We start from the raw sequence: 15,651 nt of genomic DNA on the forward strand, positions 1-15,651 counted from the left end.
CGGCTTCCAGCGTCGGGTAGTCGGTGTAGCCGCGGTGGTCGCCGCCGAAGGCCGTGGTGAGCGTCGGGTAGTCGGTGTAGCCGCGGTGGTCGCCGCCGAAGGCCGTGGTGAAGTCGGGCTCGTTGAGCGGTGCGCCCAGCCGGAGGCGGAGCGGCAGGTCGGGATTCGCCAGGAAGGACGCGCCCAGCGCGACCAGGTCGGCGCCCCGGCCCAGCCAGTGGGCCGCCCTGGCGGCGGGGTCGCCGAGCGAGGGGTCGTTGACGATGAGCGTGTTCGGCCACAGCGCGCGGATCCGGTCGCTGAGCTCGCCCGGACCGCCCGCGACGAGGTGCAGGTAGGCGAGGTCCATCTCGGAGAGCGCGGAGACCAGCGCCGGGTAGACCACGTCCGCGTCGTCCTCCCGCAGGTCCTGCACGCCGGTGGCGGGGGAGAGCCGGATGCCGACGCGGGAGGCGCCGATCGCGTCCGCGACCGCCCGGGCGGTCTCCACGGCGAAGCGGATCCGGCCGTCCACGGACCCGCCGAAGCGGTCGTCGCGCAGGTTGGCGTTCTGTGACAGGAACTGGTGGATGAGGTAGCCGTTCGCGCCGTGCAGCTCGACCCCGTCGAAGCCGGCGTCGATCGCGCGGACGGCGGCGGCGGCGAAGTCCCCGACGGTCGCCTCGACCTCGGCGGTGGACAGCTCCACCGGGGTGAGGACGTCCTGCATGCCGGCCGGGGTGAAGATCTGCGCGGCCGGCCGTACGGCGGACGGCGCGACCGGCAGCGCGCCGGTGTTGTCGGGGTGGCCGATCCGGCCGGCGTGCATGATCTGGGCGAAGATCCGCCCGCCCGCCGCGTGGACGGCGTCGGTGACCTCGCGCCAGCCGGCCACCTGCTCGTCGGTGTGCAGGCCGGGCGTGTCCATGTATCCCTTGCCCGCCGGGCTCGGCTGCACGCCCTCGGTGACGATCAGCCCGGCCGAGGCCCGCTGGGCGTAGTAGAGGGCCGTCAGCGACGAGGGGATGCCGTCGACGTAGGCGCGTGAGCGCGTCATGGGGGCCATCACGAGCCGGTTGGGCAGTTCCAGGTCACCGAGTCTGAACGGTGTGAACGGCATGGCGGAATCCTTTCTTGGCCGACCAACTTGGCCAGCCAATGGTTAGTTCTACAACTTGGTCGGCCAACTTGCAAGCGGTAGGCTCAGGTCCGGAACGGGAGGCCTGAGATGACCGAGGCGGGTGTGCGGGAGACCGGACCGGGTGAGGGCGACGGCCTGAACTGCCTGATGGTCCAGACGTCGCGCGGCTACCGCGTGCTGCTCGCCGGGCTCCTCGGGGAGATCGACCTCTACCCGGGGCAGGAGCGCGTGATGACCGCGATCTGGGAGAACGGCCCGCAGTCGCAGAACGCCCTGGCCAGGATCGTCGGCATCGACGTGTCCACCATGACCAAGTCCCTGCAGCGCCTCGAGCGCAGCGGGTTCGTCAGGCGCAGCCCGTGTCCGACCAACCGGCGCGTCAGCATCGTCGACACCACGCCGGAGGGCGACGCGCTACGACCGCGGATAGACCGGGTGCTGTCGGAGGTCCACGCGCGGATGACCCGGGGGCTGACGCCCGAGCAGACGGACCAGCTCCGCTCGCTGCTGGGGGTCGTCCGGGGCAACATCTGCCGCGAGGCGGCGCCGGACGCCGGCCCGGCGGGACCGGGCCCTCTGACGGGCTGCTGAGAGGGGCGCGGGCCTGCGGGGCGGAGTTCCGGGCCCACCCACGTGTCGGCGGCTCTGGGGGCTGCCGAGAGGGGCGCGGACCGCCCGTACGGGACGGTCAGTCCTTGTCGTTGCGCGTGGGGCGCAGCAGCGCCTCGGCCAGAGCCAGCATGGTCTCCTCAAGGGCGCCCAGGCGGCGGGTGAGATCGGCGCGGGTGGGCTCCATCGTCTCGCTGAGGGCCTCGGCGAGCTGCTCGCGGTCGGGCTGGGCGCCGAGCATGTCGGCCAGGGGGAGGAGGGCCGCCTGACCCTGGACGACACGCTCGTCGAGGGCGGCGAACCGCCTGGCGTGGTCGTCGGTCTGGGCGCCGATGATCTCGCTGATGTTCAGGACGGCGGGCAGGCGGCCGATCCGCTGGTCGACCGTCTCGACGTGGTCGTCGACGCCCTCCAGTCGCAACCCGATCTTCTCCACGCGGCCGTCCAGCGCGCACAGGCGGGAGTCGACGACGTCGACCCGGCTGGTGACGCGGCCCTCGACGTCGTCGAGACGCTCGTCGATCAGGTCGATCTTGCCGTTCACCTGCTCGACCGCGGCGAGCAGGCGGCCGGCCGCGTCGCCGACGGCCTCCCGCACGCTCGCGGACAGGTCGAGCATCCCGGACTCAAGGCGTTCGGCGCGCTGGGCGAGGTCGGTCAGCGACCTGTCCAGGCGGGTGAACCGGCCTGCCGCGGCCTCCATGTTCGCCTGGACCTGGCCGAGGCGCTTGACGACCTCGCCCACCCGGTCGCCGACCCCCCGGGTGCCGTCGGCGATCGACTGAAGGCGGACGAGGGCCTCGTCCACGCTCTCGCCGACGGTGCCGATGTCGGCCCAGAGGCTCGGCAGCTCGCCCACGGGCGTGACCCGGTCGCGGACGGAGTCGACCCGCTGGCCGAGGGAGCCGACGCGCTCGCCCACGGCGTCCACGTGGTCGCGGACCGCCTCGACGTGCTGGGCGAGCCCTTCGGCCCACGCCGGCGGGCGGACGGCGATGTCGTCCAGACGGCCGTGGACGGACTCCATCGTGCCGCTCAGCCCGCCGAGCTCGCGCTCCCTGACCTCCCGCAGCAACCACTCCATGCCCTCCAGGCGCTGGCGGATCTCGTCCAGCACGGCGCCCTGGGTGCGCTGTTCGTACACATGGTCCTGAGCGGCGCGGGCGAGGAGCTCGCGCATCCGGTCGGAGATGGCGGTCTGACTGCCTGCCTGGAGCAGGGTGTGGTCGGAGTGATCCACCGAAAGCTCCTTCACTCGCCGACGGTCAGCCGCGCGGTGGGTTGGTCCTTTTACTAATAGACGCGTTGCTAATAGACGCGGTTCGACCGCAGGCGGGGGGGAAGAACTCCCGCACGACAACCCTAGCCTCTGGATCAAGGTTTTTCAGAGCGGAATTTAAAAGATCGTGATTGCCAACACAATGTCCGAATTCGCTGTTTCGGCAGGTCAAGAAGGGGTGCAGATGAGGGCGAAGGGCCTCTCGATAATCCGGGTGAGAATGACAACCATGGATTTGTCGCCAGAAAGTCTCAGGTCTTTCCGCAGGCGTTCGATGTCGACCGCCGAGCCGCGCTTCTTGATCGTCACGTTGCCGGCCCCGCGCTCGCGGAGCGCCGCCCGCAGCCGCTTGAGCGAGAACGGCAGCACCTCGTGGACCTCGTACCGGGACGCCCACGGCGTCTCCACGGCGAGGTCGCCGGTGATGTAGGCGATGTGCGGGTCGAGCAGGTGGCCGCCGACCATCGCGGCGATCTCCGCGACGAGGTGGGCCCGGATGGCCGCGCCGTCCGGTTCGTAGACGTAGCGGCCGACGGGGCCGTGCCCGGCCTGGCCGAGTGCCGGATCGGGCGTCACCGTCGCGCCCGCCGGCAGGATCGTGGCCCTGCGCCCGGTGTCGCCGGCCAGCCCGCCGCACCAGATCACGGCCTCCTTGACGTCGCCCTTGTAGGAGACCCACTCGGCCTCGGCTCCGTCGGGGATGAACTCGTAGGGGATGCCGGGGGCGACCTTCAGGCAGGCCGCCTCCGCCTCCGCCACCATCTGCAGCACCTCGGGCCACGGCGGTGAGTAGGCCATCGGGTCGAAGGTCCTGCCCCGCGCGGTACGGCGGGCGGGGTCGGCGAACAGGACGTCGAAGGCGGCCGGGTCGACCGTGGCGGCGTCGGCCGTACGGACCGAGACCCGGTCGCCGAAGCCGAGGGCGTCGGCGTTGGCCCGGGCGATCGCCGCGGTGAGCGGGTCGGCGTCCACGGCCTCCACCGCGCATCCGGCCCTGGCCAGCGCGAGGAGGTCGCCGCCGATGCCGCAGCAGACGTCGGCCACCCGGGAGCCCGGGGCGATGCGGCGGGCCCGGTGGTCGGCCACCTCGCGGCGGGTGGCCTGCTCCAGGCCGCCGGAGGTGAAGTACATGAGGTCGGCGTCGGCGCCGAACTTCTCCCTCGCGCGCCGCCTGAGCGTGGCCTGCGTGAGCGCGGCCGAGGTCAGGCGGGCGTCGTAGGTCTTCCTGAGCCACGTCACCGCCGCCACCGGGTCGTCGCCCACGAGCTCGGCCGCAGCCCCGAGGGCCTCCTGGCCACGCGGTGTCAGCAGCTCCCGGAATGCGTCAAGGTCCACGCCACCCGACGCTACCGCCTGGCCGGGGTGCGGCTTCCCTCTCAGTCCGGCAGCTCGTCAGTCCGGCAGCTCGGCGAGGTCGATATCGATGGGGAACGGCTCGGTGAGCTTGAGGCGGTTGTGATGGATGCCGGTGACGGCATAGGCGTGGGTCACTGGATCGAGCTGGTAGACGTGAACCACCGGGTCGTCGGCGTTGTTCTCCACCAGCCAGAAGTGTGGAATACCGGCCTTGGCGTAGCGCGACGGCTTGACCTCGTGGTCGCGGAACTCGGACTCGGGCGAGACGACTTCGATGACGAGGCACACCTCGTCGGGCGTGTACGCGGTGCGCGACCGGTCCTTCGCAGCCTCCCTGTCGACGACCAGGACGTCAGGGCAGGGGCGCTGCCTGGGGCCGATGACGAGATCCATCTGCATCACGGCTTTGAGATGGTCGGGGGCCTGCGCGTTGAGGCTGGTCCGGAGTCCGTAGAGGACGTACTCGTGGAAGCGCTTCTGGGGGGACATGAAGATGAGGGCTCCATCGACGAGTTCGACGTGCTTGAAGAAGTCCAGCTCGCCGTTCGGGCCCTCTTGGGGGAGCCGGTCGAGATCGTCGGCCGTCCACCCTCCGGCTGGGGGATACGGCCAGTTGGCGAGCAGATTCCTGACCTCGCTCCGCGTATCCGTTTCCTCGCTTATCGTGCTGGTCACGTCGTCCACCGTAGCGTCGTCGTCGTCACCGTGTGTGGTCATCGGGTCACATCCCCGTCGGAGTCCGCCTCGTCCTCTGTATGTTCCCCGAATCGGAGGGATGCCGTCCGGGAACGGCGCAGTTCGCGGCGGTGACCTGCGGGTGCGGGGCTTCCGGCGGCCCCTCAGGGGGGAGTGGGCCGCCCGGTGGAGGGGACGATGATGTTCGCGGGAAGCGCATCAGGGCGGTTCGTGTTGACTGTCAAGGCCTACTTGCATACTGTTCCGTATTGGCACTCTCCCCTTGAGAGTGCCAAATAATATGCGACGAGGCAGGTCTGACACCCGCGACGGCAGACCGCTGGTCGCCTCTTCTAGATCATCCAAATCTGAAGGGGAGGTCCGACGTGACGACCGCCACCAAGGTTCCCGTTAAGCCGCTCGGCGACCGCATTGTGGTCCAGCCGCTTGAGGCCGAGCAGACCACCGCTTCCGGCCTCGTGATCCCGGACACCGCCAAGGAGAAGCCGCAGGAGGGCAAGGTCCTCGCGGTGGGCCCCGGCAACTGGGACGAGGACGGCGACAAGCGGATTCCGCTCGACGTCAAGGAGGGCGACATCGTCCTCTACAGCAAGTACGGCGGCACCGAGGTGAAGTACGGCGGCGAGGAGTACCTGGTGCTCTCCGCTCGCGATGTGCTCGCCATCATCGAGAAGTAATCAAGCTTCATAAAAGATGACGTATCGAGCCCCGGGTCGCGTGAGCGCCCGGGGCTTTGATGCGCCGACGTACTTCAGAGAGGATTGACATGCCGAAGATCCTGTCGTTCGAGGAGGACGCACGCCGCGCTCTTGAGCGTGGTGTGAACGCCCTGGCGGACGCCGTGAAGGTGACCCTCGGCCCGCGTGGCCGCAACGTCGTCATCGACAAGAAGTTCGGTGCGCCGACCATCACCAACGACGGTGTCACCATCGCCCGCGAGGTCGAGCTGGAGGCTCCGTACGAGAACCTCGGCGCCCAGCTCGCCAAGGAAGTCGCCACCAAGACCAACGACGTCGCCGGTGACGGCACGACCACCGCGACCGTCCTCGCCCAGGCGATGGTCCGCGAGGGTCTGCGCAACGTCGCCGCCGGCGCCCAGCCGCTCTCCCTCAAGCGCGGCATCGACATCGCGGCCAAGGCCGTCAGCGACAGGCTGATCGAGTCCGCCCGTCCGGTCGAGGACAAGAAGGAGATCGCGAACGTAGCGACGATCTCCGCGCAGGACGCCAAGATCGGCGAGCTGATCGCCGAGGCGTTCGACAAGGTGGGCAAGGACGGTGTCATCACCGTCGAAGAGTCCAACACCATGGGCCTGGACCTGGAGTTCACCGAGGGCCTCCAGTTCGACAAGGGCTACCTGTCGCCCTACATGGTCACCGACCAGGAGCGCATGGAAGCGGTCCTGGAGGACCCCTACATCCTGATCACCCAGGGCAAGGTCTCCTCCGTCGCCGACTTCCTGCCGCTGCTGGAGAAGATCGCGCAGACCAAGAAGGCGCTGCTCGTCATCGCCGAGGACGTCGAGGGTGAGGCCCTGGCCGTCCTGGTCACCAACAAGATCCGCGGCACCTTCACCTCCGTCGCCGTCAAGGCGCCGGGCTTCGGCGACCGCCGCAAGGCCATGCTGCAGGACATCGCCATCCTCACCGGCGGCGAGGTCGTCAGCGAGGAGGTCGGCCTCAAGCTGGAGAACGTCGGCCTCGAGGTGCTCGGCACCGCCCGCCGCGTCGTGATCACCAAGGACTCCACCACGGTCGTGGACGGCGCCGGCGACCAGCAGGCGATCTCCGACCGGGTCCGGGAGATCAGGCACGCCATCGAGCAGTCCGACTCCGACTGGGACCGCGAGAAGCTCCAGGAGCGCCTCGCCAAGCTCGCCGGCGGTGTCTCCGTGCTGAAGGTCGGCGCGGCCACCGAGGTGGAGCTCAAGGAGAAGAAGCACCGTCTCGAGGACGCCATCTCCGCGACCCGTGCGGCGATCGAGGAGGGCATCGTCTCCGGCGGCGGCTCCGCGCTCATCCACGTCGCGAAGGTCCTGGACGACCTCGGCCTGTCCGGCGACGAGGCGACCGGTGTCGCCGTGGTCCGCAAGGCGCTCATCGAGCCGGCCCGCTGGATCGCCGAGAACGCCGGCCTTGAGGGCTACGTCGTGACGACCAAGGTCTCCGAGCTCTCCGGCGGCCAGGGGTTCAACGCCGCCACCGGCGAGTACGGCGACCTGATCGCCCAGGGCGTCATCGACCCGGTCAAGGTCACCCGCTCGGCCGTCCAGAACGCCGCCTCCATCGCCGGCATGCTGCTGACGACCGAGGCGCTCGTGGTGGACAAGCCCGAGGACGAGGCCCCGGCCGCCGCCGGCGGTCACGGCCACGGTCACGGCCACGGCCACTGATCCTCGACGGACCGTACGGCCCGCGTCCCCCTCGGGGCGCGGGCCGTTCTGTTTTCCGGTAAACCGAAAGGGGCCCCAAAGCGTCACCGTCTGTCGGGCGGAAGACCAAACGTTCTTCTAACAAATAGCCGACATATTTGGCTATCCAATGAAATATTTGCGCATACCAAGGTCTTTGCTGTCGCCATTTGATTACGCTCGGTTATCTCCGCCTCAATGTGACCAATCCGTAGCCGTTCGCCATGACGACAGGCCGGATCAGGGCGGGCATCATGCCTAACGTGACCGAGGGATGCGTCGCCGACGCCAAAAATGGGGTAAGGCTTGCGACGAGATCTGACGGGGTCGCCCATAGGGATGATCTCAAGGATCTGACGAGCCTCGCCGTTCAGGGGGATCGCACCGCGATCGAAACCCTGATCGCGCAGTTACGGCCAATGGTCGTCCGTTATTGCCGTGCTCGTCTCGGCCGGGTTTCCGGTCAGTATCACATCGCAGACGACGTGGCCCAGGAAGTATGCATCGCGGTGCTGTCCGCACTGCCCCGTTACCGGGACATGGGGCGGCCGTTCGCCTCCTTCGTCTTCGGTATCGCCTCTCACAAGGTGGCCGACGCGTTGCGCAGCTCCGTGCGCTCCGCCGTGCCCACCCAGGACCTCCCGGACGGGCCCGACGAGGGGCCGGGGCCGGAGGAGACCGTGGTCCGCTACATCGAGGCCGAGCACGCCCGCAGGCTGCTCTCCAGGCTCCCGGACAACCAGCGCCAGCTGCTCATGCTCCGTGTGGTGTCGGGCCTCTCCGCGGAGGAGACGGGTAATGTACTGGGCATGTCACCAGGTGCGGTCCGTGTCGCCCAGCATCGGGCGCTGGCCAGGCTGCGGGCGATGGCCGAGCTGGAGTCGATAGCTTGACCGCGGAGCAGCCGAGCCCGGTCCGGCGGCGGAGGCGTGGCTCGTGGAGCGGCGCCCGCGGCCCCGGCGAGAGCCCCGAACGGACGGGGCCATGACGGCGGTCCACCCGCGACGTCCGGCCCGGAGATACGGGCCGGAGGAGGACCCGGCGGTCACCGAGACCGACGCCGTCCTGGAGGCGCTCTCCCGCAGGGAGGCCGTCTCCACGTCCGACGTCGCCGTGAACCTGCTGTCCGCCCTGATCGACGACGTCGATCAGCGGTGTTCCTCGGTGTCGATCACCCCGTCCACGTAACCCCGGGCGTACTCCCAGGTGACGTAGTCCGCGGGGGTGGGCTGGTAGGCGGGCTCGTGCACCTGCGGCCGGCCGTTCTCGATCATCTGGCGCAGGTTGCCGCGCAGCAGCTCCCAGTCGAAGTAGTGCTGCTCGCCGCACTCCGGGCAGTCGAGGACCAGGCCGAGCACCCCCTGGGGCTCCAGCAGGGAACGGAAGACCTCCACGTCGGCGAGGTCGGTCATGGCCTCGTCGCGTTCGGCCGGGGTCAGCGGTTCGGGATCGTCGGGCTCTCCCAGCGCCGCCGCCGGGTCGTCGGGGTCATCCGCGAACGGGTCGCGAGGGACATCGTCGAGCACGATCCCACCTTATGACCTGGATGTGGCCAACAGGGGCCGAACTACACCAGCAGCCCATGACCGTGCCCGGAACTACACCAGCCACCCGCGGCGGGCGGCCTCCACACCCGCCTGGAACCGCGACTGCGCGCCGAGCTCGGCCATGGCGTCGGCGAACCGGGAGCGCACCGTCCGGACCGAGAGCCCGAGCTGCCTGGCGATCATCTCGTCGGAGACCCCCTGGGCCGCGAGCCGCAGCACCCGCACCACGCCGTCGCCGCGGTGCGTCCACGGCAGCGGCGCCGCGCGGGTCCAGAGCTCCTCGAAGAGCGAGCGCAGCGCGGCCACCACGATGGCCGCCCGGACCAGGTGGAAGTTGTAGGCGTTCTCCGCGAGGGTGCCGCCCCACTGGGCGGGCATGCCCGCGGCGTTGCCGCCGGCGACCAGGAACCAGCTCGGCACCACGTCGAGGGTGCGGACCTGGGCCCCGGCCCGCTCGAACTGGTCCAGCTTGTCCCGCAGGCCGGGGATCTCCAGCGTGTGGACCGGGATGATGGTCCGGGAGGAGAGCAGGCCGGTGCGCTGGGCCGCGATCCACTGGTCGGCGTAGCGGTGCGCGAAGTCGCTCACCGTCCGGCTGTCGGGGACGGCCGACAGCATTTCCAGCGGCGGCGCCTGGACCGCCATGCCGATCACGCTGTCGTAGAGCTCGTCGGCCCCGCCGACCAGGTCCACCGCGAACTGGCCGGTCTGGTAGTCGAGCCCGGCGTCGTACTGATGGATGAAGCCCCGGATCGATCCGAGCACGGTGTCGATCCTGCGGCTCTCCGCGGCGAGTCGGTCCAGCCGCTCGGCGACGAGGTGGCCGAGGGCCGCGGCGGGGTGCCTGGCGAGATACTCCCCGCCCTGCTCGTCGACCACGCCCAGCCGTACCAGGCTGGTCAGCTCGCGCCGCAGCGCCTCGGGCGAGCGGTCGGTGGCGTCGGCGAGCTCGGCGCGGGTGGCGCGGTGCAGGCGCAGCACCGTGTTGTACAGCGTGGTCTGCCCCGGGGTGAGACCAAGGGTTTCGAGCGGATCGGGCGGTGCGGATGTGTCGGTGCGCATCGGGGAGGGGCTCCTGAGGTGACACGATCCCGAGAGGATAACCCGGCGAATCATCTCTGTCCGGGCGTTGTCCCGACTGGGGCGTCCGGTGCTGCGATGCCATGTCCGGAGTGCGCGTCCCGCCGCGAGCACCTCGTGCCTGGGGTGCAACTTCGTGCAATTGCACGTTTGCCCATTGCCGCGGGGGCGGAGGGTGACGCAGGCTTTACGCAGCGTCGGCATCGGATGCAGGCAACGCCGCCGCCCGGACGCGGAGGGGGGTCCGGCGGCACGCAGGCGCCCCGTGACGATGCCGGTGACCGGGGGGCCGGGCGGGTCAACGACCGCTCGGTCCCCCGCTTCTCACCCGGTGTCCTCCAGGTTTGGAGCCAGACTCTAAACTGAGACCCAGGGGGCCGGCGCCTTTCCCCACTCATGAGAGCGCCGTGGCAGGAGGGTTGCAGATGGCCAAGTTCACCGAGCCGGGGCTCACGTTCGACGATGTGCTCCTGGTGCCCGCGTATTCGGACCTGCAGCCAGGCGAGGCCGATACCAGTACGCGGCTGTCCCGCGGGATCAGCCTGCGGATCCCGCTGGTCTCGGCGGCGATGGACACGGTCACCGAGGCCCGCATGGCGGTGGCGATGGCCCGTCAGGGCGGCATCGGCATCCTGCACCGCAACCTCTCCATCGAGGACCAGGCGCAGCAGGCCGACCTCGTCAAGCGCTCCGAGGCCGGGATGGTCACCAACCCGGTCACCTGCTCGCCGGACGACACCCTCGCCGACGTCGAGCGCCTCTGCGCCACCTACCGGATCTCCGGCGTCCCGGTGACCGACCCGACCGGCGTGCTCGTCGGCATCGTCACCAACCGTGACATGCGCTTCGAGACCGACCAGCGCCGCCCGGTGCGCGAGGTCATGACCCCGATGCCGCTGGTCACCGCGCCGGTGGGGGTCTCCAGGGACGGCGCGTTCGAGCTGCTCAGGAAGAACAAGATCGAGAAGCTTCCGCTGGTCGACGCCGGCGGGCGGCTCCGCGGGCTCATCACCGTCAAGGACTTCACCAAGAGCGAGCAGTATCCGCTCGCCACCAAGGACGCCGGTGGCCGGCTCGTCGTGGGGGCGGCCATCGGCGTCGGGGGCGACGCCGAGCAGCGGGCGATGGCCCTGGTCGAGGCCGGCGTCGATGTGATCATCGTGGACGTCGCCCACGGTCACTCCAAGGGGCTCGCCGACATGATCTCCAAGATCAAGGCCAACAGCCGGGTCGAGGTGATCGGCGGCAACATCGCCACGCGCGCGGGCGCCCAGATGCTGATCGACGCCGGGGCCGACGCGGTCAAGGTCGGCGTCGGGCCGGGCTCCATCTGCACCACCCGCGTGGTCGCCGGCGTCGGCGCGCCGCAGGTGACGGCCATCCACGAGGCCTCCCTGGCCGCCGGTCCGGCCGGGGTGCCGGTGATCGGCGACGGCGGCCTCCAATACTCCGGAGACATCGTCAAGGCCATCGCGGCCGGCGCCGACACGGTGATGCTGGGCTCGCTCCTGGCGGGGTGCGAGGAGTCCCCGGGTGAGCTGATCTTCATCAACGGCAAGCAGTTCAAGTCCTACCGGGGGATGGGCTCGCTCGGCGCGGTCCGCAACCGCGAGCGCGGCGGCGCCTCCTTCAGCAAGGACCGCTACGCCCAGGCCGACGTCGGCGGCGAGGACAAGTTCATCCCCGAGGGCATCGAGGGCCAGGTGCCCTATCGCGGCCCGGTCGCGGCGGTCGCCCACCAGCTCACCGGCGGTCTGCGCCAGGGCATGTGGTATTCGGGATGCCGCACGATCGCCGACATGCACACCAGGTGCGAGCTCATGCCGATCACGTCGGCGGGTCTCAAGGAGAGCCACCCGCACGACATCCAGATGACGGTCGAGGCTCCGAACTATCACCGTCGGTAGAGTCCTGTCGCGGATACCGAGGACGGACCCGGGGATCCGCGCCAGGCTCGGCGAGCAGGCGGGCCACAACGGCACGGTACGGCTTGCGCCCGCTTGGCGTGAGCCGTACACGCATGGAATGGGAAAGACAGACATATGACTCAGGTGGAGATCGGGCGCGGCAAGAACGGCCGTCGCGCCTACGCCCTCGACGAGATCGGCATCGTCCCGTCCCGTCGCACCCGCGACCCGGAAGAGGTCTCGATCGCCTGGCAGATCGATGCCTACCGGTTCGAACTGCCCGTCGTGGTGAGCCCGATGGACAGCGTGGTCTCGCCCAGGACCGCGATCGAGGTCGGCCGGCTCGGCGGTCTCGCCGTGCTCGACCTCGAAGGTCTGTGGACCCGTTACGAGGACCCGACGCCGTTGCTGGCGGAGGTGGCCGAGCTCAAGGGTGAGGCCGCCACGAAGCGGCTCCAGGAGATCTACGACGCGCCGATCAAGGACGAGCTGATCGGCCGGCGCATCGAGGAGATCCGCGCGGCGGGGGTCACCACGGCCGTCCGCCTGTCCCCGCAGCGCACGGTCCAGCACCACAAGGCCGTCATCGACGCGGGCGTGGACATCTTCGTGATCCGCGGCACCACGGTCTCCGCCGAGCACGTCTCCGGCCGGGCCGAGCCGCTGAACCTCAAGCAGTTCATCTACGAGCTCGACGTCCCGGTGATCGTCGGCGGCTGCGCCACCTACACCGCGGCGCTGCACCTGATGCGGACCGGCGCGGCCGGCGTGCTCGTCGGCTTCGGCGGCGGCGCCTCGCACACCACCCGCACCGTGCTGGGCGTGGTGGTGCCGATGGCCACCGCGATCTCCGACGTGGCCGCGGCCCGCCGCGACTACATGGACGAGTCCGGCGGCCGCTACGTGCACGTCATCGCCGACGGCGGCATGGGCACCTCCGGCGACATCGCCAAGGCGATCGCCTGCGGCGCCGACGCGGTCATGGTCGGTTCGCCGCTGGCCAGGGCCGTCGAGGCCCCCGGTCACGGCTTCCACTGGGGCTCGGAGGCGCAGCACCCCGAGCTGCCCCGGGGCAAGCGGGTCGAGTTCGGCACGGTCGGCACGCTGGAGCAGATCCTGCACGGCCCGTCCTCGGTGGCCGACGGTTCGATGAACCTGATGGGCGCGCTCAAGCGCACGATGGCCACCGCCGGATACTCCGACCTGAAGGAGTTCCAGCGGGTCGAGGTCGTCGTCGCCCCGCACACCTCCTGACGTCGGCAGACGCCTCACGCGGAGGCCCGGCCCGCTGGGCCGGGCCTCCGTCGTCCCTCCGGGGCGTCCCGTGCGGGCGCGGCGTGCCGGGCGGCTGGGGGGACGTAAGGGGTCCGCGAAAGTGACGTATGGGGGAAAATCTGTGAACATGCCCATGTGTCGGATGATCGCGAGCTCCGGGCCGCTCTCAGCGAGGGCCCGTTCCACGTCGCGCTCCGCGCCGCGGTGGAGGCGCGCGGCCTGACTCTCGACCGGCTCCGCCAGCGCCTGGAAGAGCGCGGCCTGCGGGTCGGGATGACAAGCCTGAGCTACTGGCAGCAGGGTCTGCGCCGTCCCGAGCGGCCGGAGTCGCTGCGCGCCGTACGCGCGCTGGAGGAGATCCTCATCCTGCCGCCGCGCTCGCTGATGGGCCTGCTCGGCCCGCCCCGGCCGCGGGGCCGGGGGCAGAGCGCCGGGTCCCAGCCGGGCGCGGCGTCCCGCTCCTCGATCATGGAGCCGGCGCGTGCCCTGTCGACCCTGCTGCACGAGCTGGACGGGGTGGCCGACGACCGCCGGCTGCACATCGCCGGGATGTACGAGTCACTGCAGATCGGGGCGGACCGCAGCACCACCCGGCGCGAGACGCTCCAGGTGGTGCAGGCGCACGAGGACGCCGCCGACCGCTACATCATGGTCTACCGGGGCGACATCGGATGCGACGTGGAGCGCGTGCGGATCCGGGCCCTGGAGGACTGCCGGGTCGGCCGGGTCCGCCGTGACGGGCCGACCGCCCTGGTGGTGGCCGAGCTGCTGTTCGACCGGGCGCTCCGGACCGGGGACACCCAGGTGATCCGCTACGAGCTCGCCGACCCGAGCGGCGTGGAGACCACCGAGTACGAACGGGGCTTCCGCTTCCCGGCGGGCCAGTACATGCTCCGGGTGAGCTTCGCAGCCGCGGCCCTGCCGGTCGGCGTCCGCCGCTTCGCCCGCCACGACTCCGCCGCGGGCGAGCACGACCAGGGCGAGCTCACCCTCAACGCCCACCACGCGGTCCACCTGGTGACCGGGTCGCTCCAGCCCGGCCTGATCGGCATCCGCTGGAAGTGGTCGTGATCAGCCGGTCAGGACGCCCAGGAGGCGGGTGACCTCGGCGGCGACGGCCGTACGGCCCGCCCCGACGTACTTGCGGGAGTCCACGACCTTCTCGTCGGCGGCCAGGCGGTCGCGGATCGCCCGGGTGAAGGTCTTGTTGAGATGCGTGGAGATGTTGATCTTCTTCATGCCGTGCCGTACGGCGGCGCGGAGGGTCTCGTCCGGCACGCCCGAGGAGCCGTGGAGCACCAGCGGGACCGGGACCGCGGCGCGCAGGGCGGCGATCAGCTCCAGGTCGAGGACGGCGTCCCTGGTCGTCATGGCGTGGGAGCTGCCCACGGCCACGGCCAGCGCGTCCACGCCCGTCCTGGCCACGTAGTCCACCGCCTCGTGCGGCCTGGTCCGCGCCCCCGGCGCGTGTACGCCGTCCTTGCCGCCCACCTCGCCGAGCTCGGCCTCCACCCACAGGCCCCGCCGCCGGCACAGGGTGGCCACCTCGGCCGTGAGCGCCACGTTCTCCTCGTCGGGCAGGGCCGAGGCGTCGAACATCACCGACCCCAGGCCCAGCTCCACGGCCTCCTCGACGAGCGCGCGGTCGGTGGCGTGGTCGAGGTGCACGGCCACGGGCACCGCCGCCGCCCTCGCCACCGCGAGCGACGCGGCGGCGATCGGGGCGAGGGCGCCGTGGTAGCGGACGCAGTTCTCGCTGATCTGCAGCACGACGGGCGCGCCCGCCGCCTCCGCCCCCGCGACGATCGCCTCGGCGTGCTCCAGCTGGATGACGTTGAACGCGCCGACGCCCGCCGGAGCGTCGCGGATGATGTCGCCGATACCGACAACAGGCATGATGACCCTTTCGTATATGGGATTACCGGACCGATGCCGAGCACCGGCCGCTCTACGGGCGTACCGGTTCCACCACGATCTCCGGGTGGATCCCCTGGAACGTCTCCCGGTCGAAGTCGCCGGCGACCGGGGCGGCGACGGCGGCCGCGCCCAGGGCCGCCGCGCGGCGCAGCCGCTCGGGCCAGGGCGTGCCCTCCACCAGGCCCAGCGCCAGCCCCGCGACGAGCGCGTCACCGGCCGCCTGCCCGCCGCCCTCACCCCGATCGCCGCCGAGTCACGCGCCACCCTGGCCGTCAGCGACCTGGGCCCCGCCCCGTCCGGTACGGCCGCGCGGCGCACGGCGCTGTTCAACGAGCCCCCCGCCCCGTCCGGTACGGCCGCGCGGCGCACGGCGCTGTTCAACGAGCCCGGACCGATGGTGACGGGCGAGGAGCTCGGGCGCTTCCTGCGGGACTACGAGACGCGGCTCGGACGGG

Annotated in this window: 16 protein-coding genes; 8 read left to right on the forward strand and 8 right to left on the reverse strand. The window is 70.7% G+C overall.

Going from position 1 to position 15,651, the window contains the following annotated elements:
* A partial coding sequence (locus tag CA984_RS34185) for an alkene reductase (protein ID WP_108724657.1) occupies window positions 1–1,099 on the reverse strand: 1,099 nt, incomplete at its 3' end.
* A gap of 108 nt (window positions 1,100–1,207) precedes the next feature.
* Between CA984_RS34185 and CA984_RS34190 the strand changes: the two genes are divergently transcribed.
* Window positions 1,208–1,711: a MarR family winged helix-turn-helix transcriptional regulator gene (locus CA984_RS34190; RefSeq protein WP_086577573.1), complete on the forward strand. Its 504-nt coding sequence runs from the start codon at window positions 1,208–1,210 to the stop codon at window positions 1,709–1,711.
* Window positions 1,712–1,808: 97 nt separating this feature from the next.
* On the opposite strand, the gene CA984_RS34195 is transcribed toward CA984_RS34190, so the two are convergent.
* The 3 genes from CA984_RS34195 to CA984_RS34205 form a co-directional block, all read right to left on the reverse strand.
* Complete coding sequence (locus tag CA984_RS34195) at window positions 1,809–2,969, reverse strand: hypothetical protein (RefSeq protein WP_086577574.1); 1,161 nt, start codon at window positions 2,967–2,969, stop codon at window positions 1,809–1,811.
* 207 nt (window positions 2,970–3,176) lie between these two features.
* Window positions 3,177–4,343: a class I SAM-dependent methyltransferase gene (locus CA984_RS34200; protein WP_086577575.1), complete on the reverse strand. Its 1,167-nt coding sequence runs from the start codon at window positions 4,341–4,343 to the stop codon at window positions 3,177–3,179.
* Window positions 4,344–4,400: 57 nt separating this feature from the next.
* The gene (locus CA984_RS34205; RefSeq protein WP_086577576.1) at window positions 4,401–5,081 is read right to left on the reverse strand and encodes a Uma2 family endonuclease; all 681 of its coding nucleotides are present in this window, start codon (window positions 5,079–5,081) and stop codon (window positions 4,401–4,403) included.
* 344 nt (window positions 5,082–5,425) lie between these two features.
* On the opposite strand from CA984_RS34205, the gene groES reads away from it, so the two are divergent.
* The 4 genes from groES (at window position 5,426) to CA984_RS34225 (ending at window position 8,658) form a co-directional block, all read left to right on the forward strand.
* Window positions 5,426–5,737 carry a co-chaperone GroES gene (gene groES / locus CA984_RS34210; RefSeq protein ID WP_012887898.1) on the forward strand — a complete coding sequence of 104 codons (312 nt, stop codon included), beginning with the start codon at window positions 5,426–5,428 and terminating at the stop codon, window positions 5,735–5,737.
* A gap of 89 nt (window positions 5,738–5,826) precedes the next feature.
* Window positions 5,827–7,452 carry a chaperonin GroEL gene (gene groL / locus CA984_RS34215; RefSeq protein ID WP_086577577.1) on the forward strand — a complete coding sequence of 542 codons (1,626 nt, stop codon included), beginning with the start codon at window positions 5,827–5,829 and terminating at the stop codon, window positions 7,450–7,452.
* 272 nt (window positions 7,453–7,724) lie between these two features.
* Window positions 7,725–8,363 (forward strand): sigma-70 family RNA polymerase sigma factor, encoded by a 639-nt coding sequence (locus CA984_RS34220; RefSeq protein WP_012887900.1) that lies wholly within the window; start codon window positions 7,725–7,727, stop codon window positions 8,361–8,363.
* Window positions 8,364–8,454: 91 nt separating this feature from the next.
* Window positions 8,455–8,658, forward strand: coding sequence for a hypothetical protein (locus CA984_RS34225; protein ID WP_086577578.1), 204 nt, complete (start codon window positions 8,455–8,457; stop codon window positions 8,656–8,658).
* Here CA984_RS34225 and CA984_RS34230 read toward each other — a convergent pair.
* Both CA984_RS34230 and CA984_RS34235 read right to left on the reverse strand, forming a co-directional pair.
* Entirely contained in the window at window positions 8,619–8,996 is a 378-nt protein-coding gene (locus CA984_RS34230; protein WP_086577579.1) for a DUF5319 family protein, read from the reverse strand. The genes CA984_RS34225 and CA984_RS34230 overlap by 40 nt on opposite strands.
* A 72-nt stretch (window positions 8,997–9,068) precedes the next feature.
* Entirely contained in the window at window positions 9,069–10,079 is a 1,011-nt protein-coding gene (locus CA984_RS34235) for a helix-turn-helix transcriptional regulator (RefSeq protein ID WP_086577580.1), read from the reverse strand.
* Between the two features lie 443 nt (window positions 10,080–10,522).
* Here CA984_RS34235 and guaB point away from each other — a divergent pair, with 443 nt between their 5' ends.
* The 3 genes from guaB (at window position 10,523) to CA984_RS34250 (ending at window position 14,350) form a co-directional block, all read left to right on the forward strand.
* Window positions 10,523–12,004 (forward strand): IMP dehydrogenase, encoded by a 1,482-nt coding sequence (gene guaB / locus CA984_RS34240; RefSeq protein ID WP_086577581.1) that lies wholly within the window; start codon window positions 10,523–10,525, stop codon window positions 12,002–12,004.
* A 135-nt stretch (window positions 12,005–12,139) separates the two neighbouring features.
* Window positions 12,140–13,258 carry a GuaB3 family IMP dehydrogenase-related protein gene (locus CA984_RS34245; RefSeq protein WP_031161026.1) on the forward strand — a complete coding sequence of 373 codons (1,119 nt, stop codon included), beginning with the start codon at window positions 12,140–12,142 and terminating at the stop codon, window positions 13,256–13,258.
* Window positions 13,259–13,414: 156 nt separating this feature from the next.
* Window positions 13,415–14,350, forward strand: coding sequence for a hypothetical protein (locus tag CA984_RS34250; protein ID WP_086577582.1), 936 nt, complete (start codon window positions 13,415–13,417; stop codon window positions 14,348–14,350).
* Here CA984_RS34250 and CA984_RS34255 read toward each other — a convergent pair whose 3' ends face one another.
* On the reverse strand, window positions 14,351–15,175 hold the full coding sequence (locus tag CA984_RS34255) for a class II fructose-bisphosphate aldolase (protein ID WP_086577583.1): 825 nt from the start codon (window positions 15,173–15,175) through the stop codon (window positions 14,351–14,353).
* Between the two features lie 52 nt (window positions 15,176–15,227).
* Window positions 15,228–15,374, reverse strand: coding sequence for a hypothetical protein (locus CA984_RS49405; RefSeq protein WP_242676328.1), 147 nt, complete (start codon window positions 15,372–15,374; stop codon window positions 15,228–15,230).
* Between the last annotated feature and the right edge of the window lie 277 nt (window positions 15,375–15,651).

Origin of the sequence: Streptosporangium minutum (genome assembly GCF_002149035.1) — a bacterium.
GTDB classification, from domain to species: domain Bacteria; phylum Actinomycetota; class Actinomycetes; order Streptosporangiales; family Streptosporangiaceae; genus Streptosporangium; species Streptosporangium minutum.

Excerpts from the sequence above, each read along its gene's own strand:
- CA984_RS34190 (WP_086577573.1), top strand. The coding sequence starts at position 1,208 with ATGACCGAGGCGGGTGTGCGGGAGACCGGACCGGGTGAGGGCGACGGC.
- CA984_RS34205 (WP_086577576.1), bottom strand. The coding sequence starts at position 5,081 with ATGACCACACACGGTGACGACGACGACGCTACGGTGGACGACGTGACC.
- groL (WP_086577577.1), top strand. The coding sequence starts at position 5,827 with ATGCCGAAGATCCTGTCGTTCGAGGAGGACGCACGCCGCGCTCTTGAG.
- CA984_RS34220 (WP_012887900.1), top strand. The coding sequence starts at position 7,725 with ATGCCTAACGTGACCGAGGGATGCGTCGCCGACGCCAAAAATGGGGTA.
- CA984_RS34225 (WP_086577578.1), top strand. The coding sequence starts at position 8,455 with ATGACGGCGGTCCACCCGCGACGTCCGGCCCGGAGATACGGGCCGGAG.
- CA984_RS34235 (WP_086577580.1), bottom strand. The coding sequence starts at position 10,079 with ATGCGCACCGACACATCCGCACCGCCCGATCCGCTCGAAACCCTTGGT.
- guaB (WP_086577581.1), top strand. The coding sequence starts at position 10,523 with ATGGCCAAGTTCACCGAGCCGGGGCTCACGTTCGACGATGTGCTCCTG.
- CA984_RS34245 (WP_031161026.1), top strand. The coding sequence starts at position 12,140 with ATGACTCAGGTGGAGATCGGGCGCGGCAAGAACGGCCGTCGCGCCTAC.
- CA984_RS34255 (WP_086577583.1), bottom strand. The coding sequence starts at position 15,175 with ATGCCTGTTGTCGGTATCGGCGACATCATCCGCGACGCTCCGGCGGGC.